Source organism: Nonlabens sp. Asnod2-A12 (assembly GCF_045063745.1).
GTDB lineage: Bacteria > Bacteroidota > Bacteroidia > Flavobacteriales > Flavobacteriaceae > Nonlabens > Nonlabens xylanidelens.
Map to the genome: position 1 here is coordinate 1429699 of NZ_JBEFOB010000003.1, position 16921 is coordinate 1446619.

A 16921-nucleotide genomic window follows, 5' to 3' on the forward strand; every position below is an offset into this window, starting at 1 on the left:
TTCCGCTTTCGCGAAAGCAAAAAAAACAAAAGCAATGAAAAAAGTATTAACTCTTCTCGCAGTAATTACATTATTAGTAAGCTGTCAAACAGTACGTGTTTCTCAAGACTATGCTATAGGAACCGAATTCAATAACTACAAGACCTATGCTTTCTTTAAAAAAGGAATAGACGAGGCTAAGATATCTGAGCTGGATAAGAAACGTATTCTTAGAGCTATCGATACAGAAATGGCAGCTAAAGGTTTTGTAAAGTCTGAAAACCCTGATATAATGGTAAGCATTTTTACCGACTCAAAAGAACGTGTAGACGTTTACAACAATAACTGGGGCTGGGGCTTTGGTTACGGTTGGGGCTGGGGCGGCGGTTTCTGGGGTAATAACAGGAATAGCGTTAATAGAACAACAGAAGGTATTCTATACATTGATTTAATCGATGCAAAAAAGAAGGAACTTATCTGGCAAGGTGTAGGAAAAGCACCTCTTAAATCTACACCAGAAGAAAAGGTAGAACGTACTAACGAGATCGTAAAAGAGATCTTAACGCAGTATCCACCGATGCCTAGCAATTAATAGTTAACCATAAATTATTTTAAATCCCATTTCATTGAGTTGAAATGGGATTTTTATTTAATTCACATAATTCTTAAACCAAGAACATTCTTTTAAGACCTCTCGATAATACTCCGTATCAGAATATTCATTATTTAATTGATTAAAATAATCTTTGTGCTGTCCACAAATATTAAAGGTGTACGTATTTGTATCATAGTCATAACGACCATCTTCACAGCTGTTTGTTTTGGCCAGCATAAACAAGATAGCTGCCTTAGTCTCTCTAGAACCGCTTTCTGCTCGTAGTCCTTTTAAGAAATAATCATTTGCTTGATACATGATAAAACTATCATCTATTTTACTCTCGTCACTGTCATCATCTCCATAGCTAGATCCTGCCAGTTCATTACGGTTATTATTACCTATATAGTAACTGTCATTCATAAACCAGCCTTTATAACTCATGTTGTACCAGGCATTACCTATCATGTAATAATAATCGGCAGTTTTACTGGGCTGTGTTTGTGCTAGCTGCTTTAATTTAATTAAAGTTTCTGCTAGCTTTATCTTATTATCCTTATAATTTTCACGTTCTAGATCTTCCCTTTCTATTACAGCGTTCTCTCCTAAAACAGCACTATAATCTTCATGAAAACCGTTAGACATAGAGGTAAATGGAACATTCATATATTCTTTAATAGATGCTGAGAATATTTCTGTACGCAAGCCTTTTTCCCAAAACACCTCAGGTTTTTTTATTTGTTTAAACTCAATTACAGCATCTTCTAGTAAATCCTTTCTCATGTAATAAGTACCTCTTAAATCATGAACATAATCCTTAGGTGCCGCTTTCATTCTTTTTAAAATCGTTTTTTCAAAAGCTGTAGGGTTAGAACGACTTATAAAAAGGTCAAAATTATTAATATAATCATCTCTTAAATAATGATATTTTGAATCGTATTCCCAACTATAACCGTGTGTTACACCTACTCCTGCCCAATCGTACTTTTCATTATTAGTATAAGAATCATAATTTATAGAAGTAAGAATACTAGCTATAGGATTTTCTGCATCATTATATAAGGCGCTTATATGATTAAAAAATGCTGCAACTGTAGGCTTGTGAGTATGCAAATCTAAATCGCTAGCTATAGTTTCATAACTGCGATTAATAGCCTGTCTATCTAGTGACTTAATGGCCATAAATGAAATAGCTGTATTAAGTCTCTTAAAATGCTTTTTAAACCCAACTGCTGGTTTATGATTTTCTAAAGTCACTAGTGCTTTATTATTTTCTTGATTATATAGTTGAGTAGTGGCAAGTATCAACGTCCATAAATCTCTATTCTTAAGGTTTTTATTTTTCAGTAAATCTTTAGCAAAGAAACCCAATGCTGCAGCATTAGAGTCAGCAGAATCTTCATCATCACCATAATAATAGTTAGAAGTATGCTCAAAAACCTCTGACTGCATCTGGTCCAGCCATCTTACTGCTAGTACATCCAGATAGGGAGAGTTCACATTCTCTCTAGAGATGTTCTCCATTTCTCTCAACACATTACCACGACCATGAAATGCTTTGAAAAAACTCTTCACATCGTTATTCTCATTAAACTTTTTAAAATCGTAACTATTTTCTAAAAGATTCCAATTTAAAAATCTCAGGCTCACACCTGCGGTATATCTTCTATCTGGTAATTGATCATAAACCTCTAGATAAGAAACTGCTGCAAGAACCTGATTATTGATATTAAAAGCTGCGCCAGCCATTTCTTCCATCGCGCGGTAATACATGTAATTACCTGTTGAAGACTTTTTAAGTATGGTATTAAAATATCTTATAGCTATCTCATTTTCTTGTAAATAATGAGACAGTTTTACCGCTTGAAAACCGGCACGATTACGCATAAAATCATCTGGTGCAGTAGCGACCAGCTCTAGTGCCTTAGAAAGTAATTCTCTTTTATCTATCTTTCCAGCATCACCACCATAATAATCAGTCTCTCCTTGATACCAGCCACTACCATTTGATTTATCACTAGAAGCATGTTGAGATATTTTAGCTAGCGCGAGGTATTTCTTGAAAAATAGGTTTTCTGGTTTATTTAATTTATCGCCTACCTCATCGTTATAAGATTCAAACCCTTCTTGATCTAGAAACCACCCTACAGGTCGTTTATAAATTATATCTATAAGCTCTTTTTCTGTAAAAACACCTTTGTAGTACGCTGTCCATTCTGCTATGTTTTGTGACCTTTGATCCTCTTCTTGGATAGAACAAAATGGTGAGTCTGGACAATTTAAAAACGCATGAAAATCTGGACTTACTAGAGAGAATTGATCTACAATAGGATAATAATTGTCTTCCCATGCAGGATCCCAACCGCAAAAAGCTCCATTGGTATTATTAACTGTATTCCCAAAAGCAACCACCGGCAACACCAGTAACCATAATTTACTTAGCAAAAGACGAAAGGTCATCATAAGAGAATTTTGAAGTTAATGAAGTATTGATATGGTAATATATAGTTTGATAATCTCTATTAGACGGCGCAGCTTCCTTAATCATAGCAGCCAGCTCTTCCAGTTTATCTTTGGTTATAGTTTCTACTCTTACATGATCTCCTTTATAAATAAAGATGCCATTGATGTAAGAGTCTGATGTTGCCGTATAGCTGTTTTCTTTTTCCGCTTTCGCGAAAGCGGACTCTAACAAACTAGGAGTAAGATCTCTTAAAAGACCTTTGAGTTTTCCGTCTCTGTATAAAACACCCCACTCAAAAAGAGGAAGCGCAACATCAAACGGTAACGGATATTCATCTAACTCTTCTAAATATTGAGCAGTAATCTCGTTGCTTAAAATAGAATTAATCTCCTCTACACTGCCCAAATTACCAACATTATAAGCCATCAAAACAACTTTATCTACTGGCGGCACACCAGTACGGTCTTTATATTTTACCTGGTGCAACCTCAACGTAGAACTGATGCTGTAACCAGGCATTTGATTTTTAAGGGATTTTAAGAATATGAAAAAACTATCTCTTGTGCTATCTGTCCAGTCGCAATCTATTTGTATTTCTCTTACTGCAACTTGACCAGTAAGATGCTTGTTCTGGATTCTTTTTATTTTATCGGCCGTGTTTAAAGCTAGTTTTTGAATATTATTCCCACTACCTTCTTTATGTAAAAACACCTCGTTACGTATATAGATAACAGGTACAATTTCAGTAGCGAGAAAACGTGTGTTTTCTTCAAACTGAACTGTTGCAACAGGATAAACTTTATCTACATTTTGATCTATAACAAGGTCAAAGAAACGCACATATTCTTTAAAAGTACCGCCATGTTTAATGAGCTGGTCCGTTTTATTAGTAGGCTTAAAGTTTGTACTCCAATGGTAAAAAGAATAATTTTTACCTTCATTTTTCACATCTTCTTTACAAGATATAAACAATAAAGCAGAGCATAATATTAGAAAAATATAGCGCATGTAATGGTATTGAAAATCAATGACAAATATACCATTTGCAACAAGTGATAATCAAAGAATTAACAAACTTAAAAATGATAAAATTTAATGAATTTATTAATTCACCTTAACCTCATAAGTAATCTCAACACACTTATCAAAACTCTTTGAAACAGAGCAGTATTTATCAAAACTTAAATCGGCTGCTTTTTGAGCTTTATCTGGATTGATGTCTCCTTCTAATTTCACAAGAACATGCATAGATTTAAATGGCTTAGAATCATCTAACTCATAACGCTCTCCAGTGACCTCTACTTTATAACTCGTAATGTCTTGGCGTTGCTTTTTAAGAATGGCAATAATATCTATCGCACTACAAGAACCTACACCCATAAGAAGTAACTCCATAGGACTCACGCCTTGAACGGTTTCCATACCGCTATGGTCTATCAATACAGTGTTTCCTGATGTTCCTTTTGCTTCAAGTAGGTATTCTGTGTTTTTTCTTTCTATTTGTACTTTCATTTTCGCTCTTTAATAATTAAGAATCTCCTCAATCTTAGCTTTTACTTTCTCTGTACTAGGAATCATCGTTTCCTCAAGAACAGAATTCAATGGAATCGCTGGCATATTTTCAGATCCTATGACCATTACCGGAGCGTCGATGTATTTGAAACATTCTTCTTGAATGCGACCTTGTAAAGCACGTGAGAAACTATTCTCACTAGGTTCTTCAGTAACTACCAGGCATTTACCACATTTCTTTACACTCGCAAAAACCGTTTCATAATCTAGTGGATGCAGCGTTCTTAAATCCACTACTTCTACTCTATCCTGTAAACCAAGTTCTTCTGTAGCATTCATTGCCCAGTGCACGCCCATTCCGTAAGTAATAATACTCAAGGTTTCTTCTTCCTCTTTTTTCCAGATTTCTTGTAGTACCCATGCTTTTCCAAACGGCAACACATAGTCCTCACTAGGTTCTACACTTGTAGCGCCTTTAGTTCCTTTTACTTTAGACCAGTACAAGCCTTTATGCTCAAAAATCACCACCGGATTAGGATCATAATAAGCAGCTTTCATCAATCCTTTTAAATCGGCACCATTTGATGGATAGGCGATTTTAAGACCTCTTATGTTAGAAACCACACTTTCCATAGAACTAGAATGGTAAGGACCACCAGAACCGTAAGCTCCTATAGGTACTCGCAATATCATAGAAACTGGCCATTTACCATTACTTAAGTAATTAGATCGCGACACCTCTGTAAACAGCTGGTTCAATCCAGGCCAAATGTAATCTGCAAATTGTACTTCTACGATAGGTTTCAAACCTGCAGCACTCATTCCTACCGTACTACCTACTATAAATGCTTCTTGAATAGGCGTGTTGAAAACTCTATTATCGCCAAATTTTTGTGCCAGCGTCGCCGCTTCTCTAAAAACACCACCTAATCTACCACCTACATCTTGCCCATATAACAAGCATTCTGGATGTTTTTTCATTAATTCCTCAATGGCAAATAGTGCACAATCTACCATCACTACTTTCTCCGCACCTAATGGAGAGCGCTCTCCTTTTTCTTCTGTTATCGGTGTTGGTGCAAAGTCATGTGTGAATAAATCTGCTGGCTCAGGATCGGGCATTTTCATTGCTTGCTCTAGAGCTTTTTTAGATTCCGCTTTCGCGAAAGCGTCATAACCATCCACATCTTGCTCACTAAATCCATTATTGAGCAATAACTGTCTCATACGCGGATATGGATCTCGAGTTCTTGCCTCTTCCAAATCATCGCGGTAAAACTCCATTCTTACACCACTGGTATGGTGATTTAATAATGGCACTTTAGCGTGAACCAAAAACGGTCTGCGCTCTGTTCTTATTTTTTCAATCACCTCGTTTAAGGTGTTGTAACTTTCTTCAAAATCTGTCCCATCGATAGAAATAGCTTCTATACCGTGGAATCCCGCAGCATATTCGGCAGCATTTTGCGCACGAGTTTCTGCAGCACTAGCACTAATATCCCAGCCGTTATCTTGCACTAGATATAAAATAGGTAATTGCTTTAAAGCCGCCATTTGAAAAGCCTCAGCAATCTCACCTTCAGTAACCGATGCGTCACCTAGAGAACAAACAACAATGGAATCAGAACTTGAACTTGAACTCGAACTTGAATCAATAGCTGCTCGTTGCTCGTCAGTTAAACTCTCACGATAATGAAAACCTAACGCTACACCAGTAGCAGGAATAGCCTGCATTCCTGTAGCACTAGATTGATGTGGTATTTTAGGTTTATCGATATCATTCAACGATGGATGTGAGTAGTAGGTACGTCCACCAGAGAAAGGATCATCTTTTTTAGCCAGCAATTGCAACATTAGATCATAAGGTTTCATACCTATGGATAGCAACATCGCGTCATCACGGTAATATGGAAAAGCATAATCCTGTGGCAACAACTGCATTCCTAGCGCCGTCTGAATCACCTCATGACCACGACTGGTGGCATGCACATACTTAGAAACTGTTTTAAAGTTCTCTTCGTAGAGCTCTGCCATAGATTTGGCAGTTGTTAGGTTTTTATATCCGAATTCTAAAATTTCTTTACTTATTTTCATAATATCTTGAATTTCCGCACTTGATGCGGAATCTGATTATACTTACTCCATACTAATTAATAATTCTCATCATCCCACCAAGCCTCTGCAAGATCTAGCCATTCTGGATTATCCTTTTCAATAAGGTCTATTTTCCATTGCCGTTTCCACTTCTTCAGCTTTTTCTCTCTTGCTTGTGCCTCTTGAACCCATTGAAATTCTTCAAAATAGACCAGTTTTTTAGTCTGGTATCGTTTTGAGAACGCTTTCTTATACCTTTCTTCTTTATGTTGTCCAGTTCTATGCTTCACATCATCTGTCATTCCAAGGTACAAAACACCATCTTTCTTATTAGAAAGTAAATAGACGTAATATTTGTGCTCATATCCAGCCATGAGATAAAACTAGCAGTTTCCGCATCGAGCGCGGAAAATCAATTTCATTAATAATCTTTATCAGGCGCTGCCTCTAGATTCAAAGCTACTTGCTTTAAAAAACTACCTCCTAAAAATCCATCTACTACTCTATGGTCAAATGATAATGATAACATCATCATACTTCTTATCTCAATACTGTCCACGCCATCTTTGGTCATGACCTCAGCACGTTTTTTAATGATTCCTGTTGCAAGAATTGCTACCTCTGGCTGATTGATAATAGGTGTTCCCATTAATGAACCAAAAGTTCCCACATTTGATATCGTAAAGGTTCCTCCTTTAATATCGTCGCCACCTAATTTATTTTCACGTGCTAGGTTTGCCATGCGATTCACATCTGCAGCGATTTCTTGTAGAGATTTCTGGTCTGCATTTTTAACCACAGGTACTATTAAGTTTCCTGAAGGTAATGCGGTCGCCATCCCAACATTGATATTTTCTTTAACGATGATATTGGAACCATCTACACTAGCGTTGATATTAGGATATTCCTTAATCGCTCTCGCTACTGCATCTACAAAAAGCGGTGTAAACGTTAATCGCTCATCGTATTTTTCCTGAAAAGGTGCTTTATTTTTATTACGCCAGTTCACTAAATCTGTAAGATCTGCCTCCACATAAGCAGTCACGTGTGGACTTGTATGCTTAGAATACACCATATGATCTGCAATCATAGAGCGCATGCGGTCCATTTTAATAATAGTACCTGTTCCTTTATCTAGTTTAAGTTGTGGTATACGATATGCTGTAGGATCTGGTTCATTATTTACAGCTTGTGCAAATTGAAATGGCCTACCTTCATTGATATAATTTACCACATCACTCTTGCGCAATCTACCTTCATGACCAGTTGCTGGTATGCGAGCAAGTTCCTCATAAGACATATGATTCTTACGAGCCATAGAATCTATAAGCGGACTCACAAAAAGATCCTGATTAACATAAGAGTTAGAAACAGAAGTAGTTTTTGAAGTTGTCTTTACTGGTTTAGGCTGCTTACTCACAGAAGATTCACTCTTAACTACCTTATTAGACTCAGCAGATTTTGGAGCGGCTACCGTCTTTACAGAACCATCTGATTCTTCAAATTGAGCAATCACGCTACCTATTTCGACAACATCACCGTTAGCGCATAAATGCTTAGACATTATCCCTGCCGCTGGTGCTGGCACTTCATTATCTACCTTATCTGTACCTACTTCAACAAGGATATCACCTTCTTCAAAAGCTTCTCCTTCTTGGACCAGCCAGTTAAGTATTGTTCCTTCTGTTATTGATTCTCCCATTTTTGGGAGCAAAAAATCCATAGTCTTTGCCATGGTATAAAAATAAGAAAACTAACGCTTGTTAGTTGCATAAATTTTGTTGTAATTCCGCTTTCGCGAAAGCGAGAAATACTTTAAACATAAAAGTTAAATTAAATAGGAGTAATTTTGCTTAAAACCAGCTAAATGAAATTTAAAATTGCCATCGTAATTTTGATTTATTCGTTAATATTTCCGTTTAAATCAAATTCACAAACTGTTGTTACTTACAATAATTGCGATATTGTCCAATCGATGAATTTTTCCTGCGCATACACACCATCATTTTATGCTAAAGATTATGATCTAAGAGATTTTGGGATCGGATCCAATGAAGAGTTTTTAATTGACAATATCGATTTCGCTGTAAACTATGCCGAATTAGGAGCTTATTACACCATTAACGTTTATGCCATCGACCAGAGCTTCCCTTCTTCATTTAATATAGGATCAGTACCTGCAATAGGCTCAAGTGGTATACAACCATTACCATATGTGAGTAGTAGAACCAACCCTGCTGTTAACATAAATACTGTTTTTAATACTCCTGTAAGAGTACCTGCTGGAACAAATAAAATACTTATTGAAATAATAAAAGGTTCTTACTATGGAAGTGGATTAATACACTTTGCGGGAACTACTGTTGACAACGGCCTAGATTGGTATTACGGTTGTCTTCCTAATGGAAACACCGGTATCATAAACACTTACCAAGACACAAACAATATAACATCTCAATATCCCGGCTCAGACTTTAATTGGTTCATGAGGGTTAATGGTAGTACAAACAATATTGCTGCTCCATACACGCTTAACTTTAATTCTGATTGCGGCTTAGATAAAAGTTTTAATCTAAATAATCTATCAAACATTCAGTCTGTCTCATGGGATTTTGACGATATTAATTCTGGATCTAATAATACATCTAACTTAGTTTCAACAAATCACACATTTACTAGTAGCGGAATTTATAATATTGTTGCTACAATAACCGATATTAATAACAACATATACACGATAAACCAAACCATAAACGTATTTGCAGCTCCTACAATAAACGTTATCAATGATCTATATGCATGTGAAAACAACCTACCTGGGTTCTCAAATGATTTTGACACAACAGGTTTAGTGAACTCAATTATTGGCTCTCAAAATAATGTAATTGTCACTTTCTATAGACAAAATGGAGTCCCTTTACCTTATCCTCTACCATCTAGAATATCAAATAACATAGCAAATTCAGAAACAATCACTGCTAGAGTGGCATACCTTTCTGATTTATGCTGCTATAGTGAAACAACCTTTAGTTTAATAACTAGACCAGCAGTAATAATTAATCCCATCCCAAACCTCGTAGCCTGCGAAACCACAACTACCAGCGGTTTCAGCAACTTTGATCTTAACCAAATAGTAAATACTCCTCAAAATAATATAACCCAACCGACATACGAATTTTATGATAGCAACAACAATTTAATACCGCTATCTAGTATTTCTTCATATCGTAATATTATATCAAACAATGATTTTATTACCGTTAGAATTACCGACGGAAATTCTAATTGTTACTCTGAGTCTAATGTATCTTTATCTGTAAACTCTTCTCCTATTTTACCTCCATTACCGACAATATATAGCTGTGACTCCGACAACGATGGAATATCAAATTCTTTTGATATATCGGGAGTAGAATCTACTCTACTTAATAATAGGACAGATTTGAGTGTTTCCTATTTTGACGCAAATGGAAACGATATTTCTTCAACTTTTATTAGTCCTTTTACAAACACAGTTGCATTTAATCAAATAATAACTATAGAAGTTACTGACAGTAACACAAATTGCTTATCTACCGCCTACTTAGCTCTAGAAACTATTAGTCAACCTATAGTGAATATTCCTAATAATATTTATTCGTGTGACGAAGGAAATGGTTTTTCAACTTTTGACATTAGTCAAGTTACACCTGAAATTCTGAATGGGCAAACAAACTTGACAGTTCAATATTATGATGACAATGGTCTAATAAATTCATTATCTAATTATCAAAACATTACTGCCTATAACCAATCTATAACTGCAATTGTCAGTTTCCTATCTAATGATCAATGCAATACTAGTATTACATTTGACTTAATTACCGAAGACTTACCAGAAATAAATTTAAATACTAATTACATAATTTGTGGTACCGATCCATATATAGACATAACTGTTTCCGGTGAATTTGACAACTATATTTGGACTCAACTAGATACAGGAATTGTCATCTCTAACTCTCCTGCAACTCAATTAATAGACAATGGAAATTATAGCCTAGAAATTTTCAAAACAAATAATGGTATTAATTGCTCTAATATATATTATACAAACTTGAATAGATCTCAATTACCTACCATCACATCTGTTAATATAGGATCTTTAGGGAATAATTATGCAGAGATTATTGCAATAGGAGATGGAGATTTTGAATACTCTGTTGATGGAATCAACTATTTTCAAACTAATTATTTTGATGATTTAGAAGGTGGAACACATCAAGTTTATGTTAGAGACAAGAACGGTTGTGGAAGTGATAGTCAAATTATAAACATTATAGATTACCCAAAATATTTTACTCCTAATGGTGATGGATACCATGATTATTGGAAAATTAAAGGTTTAAATAATGATGACTCCGCAAAAATTTATATTTACGATAGATACGGTAAACTCTTAAAACAAATCAGTGGAAATAGTGTAGGATGGAATGGAAATTTCAACTCATCTCCTTTACCATCAGACACCTATTGGTTCAATGTAATACTTGAGAACGGAACAGGGTTCAAAGGGTATTTTGCGTTAAAAAGATGATTAGTGAAAAATAACTTCTTTCACACACGGTATTGCAATGCGTTAACATTTTTGATTATTAACTGCTTTTTCCTAAGTAATTAATAATTCCGCTTTCGCGAAAGCGAGAAAAAAATCATATTACGTTAATTCACTAATTCCACTGTTTATTCACCAATCATGCAAATTCATTTCAAAGAAAAAGCGCTGCTAGCAAATCAATATAAAATAGAAAAAGCAGAACGCTCCAAAAATTGGATAGGACGAAACTGGATTAATGTTTTATTATTTGGTGTTTTTATCAGCTTTGTAGGACCTACTTATACAAGTGTTGCTGACGGTGTTTATAGGAAAGAGAGTGTCATGGCGTTAGATCTTAGCGATTTTGGATATTTCGGAACTGTACTATGCATCGCAATATGGTACGCTGCATGTATGACTATCGCTTATTTTGTCTGGAACTATCAAGACAATCGAAAAATTAAAAACCTGAAAAAACAAAGGACTGAACTATTAAAAGAACTAGAACTTTTAAAGGAAGGGTTTTAAGTTATCTCTTTTTGATTTCCTGTAAGGTCTTATAAAAATCTTCTTGAACTGGTCTATTTTCAGGGATTTCACTCAGCGGCTCTACTTCTCTCATAGTTTCATGACAGTCTGCAGGTAATTGTTGGTACAATTTAGTTCCAGCAGTTTTCCAAGCGATCATTTGATCAGAAACCTCTTTGATTTTTTTGGCTGGATTCCCTACAATTAAAGAACGTGATTCAAAAACAGCTTCGGCTTTTACAAATGCCATCGCTCCTACTATGCATTCGTCTCCTATAGTCGCATCATCCATTATGACACTATTCATACCTATCATGCAGTTGCGACCTAGGTTTGCACCGTGAATAATTGCTCCATGACCTACGTGCGCTCCTTCTTTAAGTGTGATGCTTTTTCCAGGGAACATATGTATGGTACAATTCTCTTGCACATTAACACCATCTTCCAGAATTATCTCGCCCCAATCACCTCGTATTACAGCTGAAGGTCCAACGTAACAATTCTTACCTATAATCACATTACCAATTACGGTCGCTTGTGGATGAACAAAACTGGACTCGTGAATTACTGGAATGTGGGATTTGAAAGAGTAGATCATGTGGTATGTGGTATGTGGTATGTGGTATGTGGTATGTGGTATGTGGTATGTGGTATGTGGTATGTGGTATGTGGTATGTGGTAAATTATTATTTATTTAATCGTTGACGAATTTTAGATCGCAAACTTGTCAACATTTTCTGTATTGTCGTGATTTGTTTACGAATTTCTTCCCTTTGTTCATAGGAGATATACTCACGCATTAAAGCTTTCTCATTTGCTGACACACATTCGTTTGAACTATGCAGTGCATGATTAATATGTTTCACAAATTGTGCATCACTTCCTGGATAACCTTCAGCAATATTAAGTGCTATAGAGTCAGCTGCTCTTCTAAATTGAGAACTTAAGGCATATAATTCTCTTTGCGGAAAATTAATTACCAATTGGTCTACTTCTTCACCAAAACGCATAGCTTTTTGATAGACCAACAAATCTTCAAATTTAAAATGATACTGACTATTCATAATGTTTTAATTAAACCTCATCCCTCATCCCACATGCCTATAACCTAAGCGAAGCGCTTCAACGTTTCCTTTGTAAATTCACTCAATACCAATCTACCTGAAATTTTTGCTCTTTCAAAAAGAAGTTGATCCCAGTTTTCACAACCAGACCAGAACATCTTTTTCATTTCTGCCATGGCATCTGGATTATAAGTACATAGATTTTCTGCAAATGCTTTTATTCCTGCGTCCATTTCTTCTGTGGAATCATAAACCTCAGCAAAAAGACCGTTGTCTTTTGCCCATTGAGGTGAATAGAATTCGTTTGCATTGATAGCAATCTGACTCATTCCTGTCAATCCAAGTTTGCGCTCTACCGCTGGACCTACTACAAATGGCCCGATTCCTATGTTGAGTTCGCTTAATTTAATACTAGCAAATTTAGTCGCAAAACAATAGTCCATTGCACTAGCTATACCTACTCCGCCACCAACGGTTTTACCTTGTACACGACCTAGTATAAATTTAGGACACTTGCGCATGGCATTAATCACATTTGCAAAACCAGAGAAGAATATCTCTCCTGTTTTTGCATCGTTTACAGCTATTAATTCTTTAAAGCTAGCTCCTGCACAAAAAGTGCGTTCTCCACCAGATTTTAAGATGATCACCTTAGTAGCGTCATCATTACCAGCATCTGTAATAGCTTGCGCAAGTTGTGCTAGAATATCTCCTGGTAGCGAGTTGTGCGCTGGATGAAAGAATTCTATGGTTTGTATTTGATTTTCTGTTGTTGTTTTTACGTATTCCTTTGTCATAGCCGTAGGCTGCATCCGCGCAGGCGGATGTCTCTTTATTTGAGCAACTACCGTTTATGAAATTCACAAACCAAGAAGTTACTCTTGTTAAACTTATATTTTTATTCCCATCATCTCAAAACTCAAATCCCAATCTGAACTCAAATCTATCCACTCTGGATTTTTTTCTTCTATAATTCTTATTTTCCAAGCTCGATTCCACTTCTTGAGCTGTTTTTCTCGTTTAAGACCAAGCTCTTTTGAATCTACTACTTCAAAATACATCAGTTTATCCAAATTATATCTTGCTGAAAATGTGGACGGATGTACTTTTCTCTTATGCTGGCTACTTCTATTCTTAATGTTTCCTGTTTCACCTACATACAATGTTCCATTCTTCTTATTGCTAATTATATATATGTAGTGGTTCACTCAACTTTTTGTTTATTGCTATAATCGGTTGTCGGTTTCTTTTCATCCTAGAGACATCCGCCTGCGCGGATGTTTTGAACAGTTTAACCTATCAGGTTAAACTGTTCAAAATGATGACTCAAATGCTTTCTCTCCAACAAAGTCCACTCATATTTACTCAGTGCTCCAAAAACAGCATTCTTAGTAGTTGCTTTTGGATTCTTTTTATAGAAGTCTAGATATTCATTTCTAGCTTCTAGCAGTTGATGTTTTGCTGTTTCTAGGTCTTTATGCTTAAGATCTTCTAGCTCGCCATCTTTCATTAATGGCATTTTGTGATTTTGTGGCATTTTATCATAATTCCACAAAGTCGCTGCTACTTTTTCTAGATATTCATCTGGTGTAGCCACTTCAAAATCTTGAATCTCTCCACTAGCAATTCTATAGCTCATCTCGAGATGTTCTACCATGTGCTGTGGTGTCATTGTTCCCCATTGTGGTTTTGCGTCTGAGTCTAATCTTGCTAAAGCGTCTTTAATATAGTTCTCAGTAATTTCTGGAAAAACGGTTTGTTTTTTCTCTACCATAGTAAGAATAGTCGCTACCGCTACAAGTGCTGTTGCTTCTTCATCAGTCTTACCATTTTCATAATCAACTGGCTCTGCATCAAAAACTTCTACATACCATTTTACAATTCCCGATGGATGCTCACGACCAGCAACGTCTCTTTCTCGTTTTTCTTTACAAGTTAAACGTACATAAATAGTGTCATTATGATACAGCGGTCTTAAGAAACGGATGTCTTCTAGACCATAATTTGCACTCACTGGTCCTTTATTAGGATAAACAAACAATCCTGCTGCTGCACTGATTATAAAATAACCGTGTGCGGTACGTTTCTTAAAAATACTACCATCTAAACTGGTAATATCTGTATGCGCATAGAAATGATCCCAAGTTAAGTTTGCAAAATTCTGGATATCATTATCAGTCAATGTTCTTTTATGAGTTTCTAGACTCATTCCTGGTTTAATGTCTTCATAATGGTATGAGAATGGATGATTCTCTGCTTTTTTATACGCTCCATTAGGCTGATATATTCCAGTGATTTCAGTTAACGAAGTTGGACTTCCTTGAACGGCACAACGCTGCATATAGTGTTTAATACCTCGCAGTCCACCCATTTCCTCGCCACCACCAGCACGTCCTGGTCCACCGTGTACTAACAGTGGTAATGGAGAGCCATGTCCTGTGGATTGTGGTGCGCTATCTCTATTTAAAGTCAATATTCTACCATGTGACGATGCTGCGTTTATGGTGTACGCTTTCGCGAAAGCGTCATCACCAGTAACTACACTGCTTACTAACGAGCCTTTACCCATATGAGCCAGTTCAATCGCCTCATCTAGATTTTTATATGGCATCAACGTACTCACAGGACCAAAACATTCTACTTCATGAGCTGCGGTATTTTCAAACGGTTGATCTTCTCGCATTAAAATAGGTGACATAAACGCTCCTTTTTGGGCGCGATCTCCTAAAATTTCTACCTCATCTAGGTTACCATAAACCATTTGTGCGGTCTGAGCAATTTTTGAAATTTGTGATTTAGTAGTTTCTCTTTGATCGTTATTAATAAGAGCACCCATGCGAGTTTCTCTCAATAATGGATCTCCTATAACGGTTTTAGAAAGCTGTTTTCCTAATGCGATTTGCACGTCTTCCATCAGGTTTTCTGGGACAAGAATTCTTCTAATTGCTGTACATTTTTGTCCAGCTTTAGAGGTCATCTCTTTACGTACTTCTTTTACAAATATGTCAAATTCTGGAGTTCCAGGAACAGCATCTGGTCCTAAGACAGATGAATTTAATGAATCTGCCTCCATCGTGAATGGAACTGATTCTTCTAATAATCGTGGATGAGCTTTTAATTTTCTACCTGTATGAGCACTACCTGTAAAGGTTACCACGTCTTGGGAGTTTACCGTATCTAAAATACTTGTGGTCAAACCACTTAGTAGTTGTAAAGATCCTTCGGGAAGGATTCCTGAATTGATAATCTCGCGTACTACCGCTTCCGTTAAAAACGCTGTTTGTGGTGCTGGCAATACTACTGCTGGCATACCAGCCATCCAGTTTACAGCACATTTTTCTAACATTCCCCAAACTGGAAAATTAAATGCATTGATATGCACGGCGACACCTTTGCGAGGTACTAGAATGTGATGTGCCATAAAACGACCACCACGCGATAAATCAATAGGATCACCTTCTACGGCATAACTCTGATCTGGAAAAAGTTTTCTCAAACTAGCATTTGCAAATAGATTTCCAAAACCACCTTCTATATCTACCCAACTATCTGCACGTGTAGCACCAGTTTTGTAACTAATGTCGTAAAACGCTTTTTTTCTTTTATTGAGATAAAGTGCTAATTTCTTAATCATATTACCACGTTGCTGAAACGTCATATCCCTCAACACTTTACCATGATCGCGACCATATTGTAACGCACTAGCAATATCTAAACCTTCAGTACTTGTAAGACCTATGATGTCACCAGTAATGGCGTCATACATATTACGTGTAGATTTCTCTTCACCAGTTTGCCACTGGCCATTGATGTAACTTTCTAAGATCATATTCTTTTTAATAGATGGTTGTGATCTCGCTTTCGCGAAAGCGTAACACTTATATATGTCTACGAAAATACGAAAAGCAACCGAATAGACTAACACTTGTTAGTTAAAGTAGATTAAGCCTATAAAAATTCAAAAAGAAAAATAGTGAAACTAGAAACTTTGCCGCACTTCGTCCTTAAAAAACAACTAGTGGTAGAAAACATTTGAGCTTTTCTAATATCCAGATTTTTGAAGGAGTATTATTAACTAATTTCGCAATTCCAAAATCTTACAGTCCTCA

Annotated in this window: 14 protein-coding genes; 3 read left to right on the forward strand and 11 right to left on the reverse strand. The window is 36.1% G+C overall.

Annotation, left to right across the window (positions count from 1 at the left end; genetic code table 11):
* The first annotated feature begins 34 nt into the window (after positions 1-34).
* Positions 35-571, forward strand: coding sequence for a DUF4136 domain-containing protein (locus ACJJVJ_RS06575; protein ID WP_405369612.1), 537 nt, complete (start codon positions 35-37; stop codon positions 569-571).
* Between the two features lie 57 nt (positions 572-628).
* Here the strand turns inward: ACJJVJ_RS06575 and ACJJVJ_RS06580 are convergent, their stop codons facing one another.
* The 6 genes from ACJJVJ_RS06580 to ACJJVJ_RS06605 all read right to left on the reverse strand — a co-directional run bounded on the left by ACJJVJ_RS06580 (position 629) and on the right by ACJJVJ_RS06605 (position 8379).
* The gene (locus ACJJVJ_RS06580; protein ID WP_405369613.1) at positions 629-3037 is read right to left on the reverse strand and encodes a hypothetical protein; all 2409 of its coding nucleotides are present in this window, start codon (positions 3035-3037) and stop codon (positions 629-631) included.
* Positions 3009-4046, reverse strand: a complete 1038-nt coding sequence (locus ACJJVJ_RS06585) for a hypothetical protein (RefSeq protein WP_405369614.1) — start codon at positions 4044-4046, stop codon at positions 3009-3011. Before ACJJVJ_RS06585 ends, ACJJVJ_RS06580 begins: the two co-directional genes overlap by 29 nt.
* Before the next feature lie 96 nt (positions 4047-4142).
* Positions 4143-4550: an OsmC family protein gene (locus ACJJVJ_RS06590; protein WP_405369615.1), complete on the reverse strand. Its 408-nt coding sequence runs from the start codon at positions 4548-4550 to the stop codon at positions 4143-4145.
* Between the two features lie 9 nt (positions 4551-4559).
* On the reverse strand, positions 4560-6644 hold the full coding sequence (locus tag ACJJVJ_RS06595; RefSeq protein WP_405369616.1) for a thiamine pyrophosphate-dependent enzyme: 2085 nt from the start codon (positions 6642-6644) through the stop codon (positions 4560-4562).
* A 56-nt stretch (positions 6645-6700) separates the two neighbouring features.
* Positions 6701-7018 carry a GIY-YIG nuclease family protein gene (locus tag ACJJVJ_RS06600; protein ID WP_042271818.1) on the reverse strand — a complete coding sequence of 106 codons (318 nt, stop codon included), beginning with the start codon at positions 7016-7018 and terminating at the stop codon, positions 6701-6703.
* A 47-nt stretch (positions 7019-7065) separates the two neighbouring features.
* Positions 7066-8379 (reverse strand): dihydrolipoamide acetyltransferase family protein, encoded by a 1314-nt coding sequence (locus ACJJVJ_RS06605; RefSeq protein WP_405369617.1) that lies wholly within the window; start codon positions 8377-8379, stop codon positions 7066-7068.
* A 240-nt stretch (positions 8380-8619) separates the two neighbouring features.
* Between ACJJVJ_RS06605 and ACJJVJ_RS06610 the strand changes: the two genes are divergently transcribed.
* Together ACJJVJ_RS06610 and ACJJVJ_RS06615 are read left to right on the forward strand one after the other, a co-directional pair.
* On the forward strand, positions 8620-11220 hold the full coding sequence (locus ACJJVJ_RS06610) for a T9SS type B sorting domain-containing protein (RefSeq protein ID WP_405369618.1): 2601 nt from the start codon (positions 8620-8622) through the stop codon (positions 11218-11220).
* A 159-nt stretch (positions 11221-11379) separates the two neighbouring features.
* On the forward strand, positions 11380-11748 hold the full coding sequence (locus tag ACJJVJ_RS06615) for a hypothetical protein (RefSeq protein ID WP_405369619.1): 369 nt from the start codon (positions 11380-11382) through the stop codon (positions 11746-11748).
* Position 11749: 1 nt separating this feature from the next.
* Here ACJJVJ_RS06615 and ACJJVJ_RS06620 read toward each other — a convergent pair whose 3' ends face one another.
* The 5 genes from ACJJVJ_RS06620 to paaZ all read right to left on the reverse strand — a co-directional run bounded on the left by ACJJVJ_RS06620 (position 11750) and on the right by paaZ (position 16641).
* On the reverse strand, positions 11750-12346 hold the full coding sequence (locus ACJJVJ_RS06620) for a transferase hexapeptide repeat family protein (RefSeq protein ID WP_405369620.1): 597 nt from the start codon (positions 12344-12346) through the stop codon (positions 11750-11752).
* A gap of 88 nt (positions 12347-12434) precedes the next feature.
* Positions 12435-12812: a four helix bundle protein gene (locus ACJJVJ_RS06625; RefSeq protein WP_405369621.1), complete on the reverse strand. Its 378-nt coding sequence runs from the start codon at positions 12810-12812 to the stop codon at positions 12435-12437.
* Positions 12813-12856: 44 nt separating this feature from the next.
* Positions 12857-13609 carry an enoyl-CoA hydratase/isomerase family protein gene (locus ACJJVJ_RS06630; protein ID WP_405369622.1) on the reverse strand — a complete coding sequence of 251 codons (753 nt, stop codon included), beginning with the start codon at positions 13607-13609 and terminating at the stop codon, positions 12857-12859.
* Between the two features lie 93 nt (positions 13610-13702).
* Positions 13703-14020: a GIY-YIG nuclease family protein gene (locus ACJJVJ_RS06635; protein WP_405369623.1), complete on the reverse strand. Its 318-nt coding sequence runs from the start codon at positions 14018-14020 to the stop codon at positions 13703-13705.
* 83 nt (positions 14021-14103) lie between these two features.
* Positions 14104-16641, reverse strand: coding sequence for a phenylacetic acid degradation bifunctional protein PaaZ (gene paaZ, locus ACJJVJ_RS06640; protein ID WP_405369624.1), 2538 nt, complete (start codon positions 16639-16641; stop codon positions 14104-14106).
* Positions 16642-16921 lie beyond the last annotated feature (280 nt).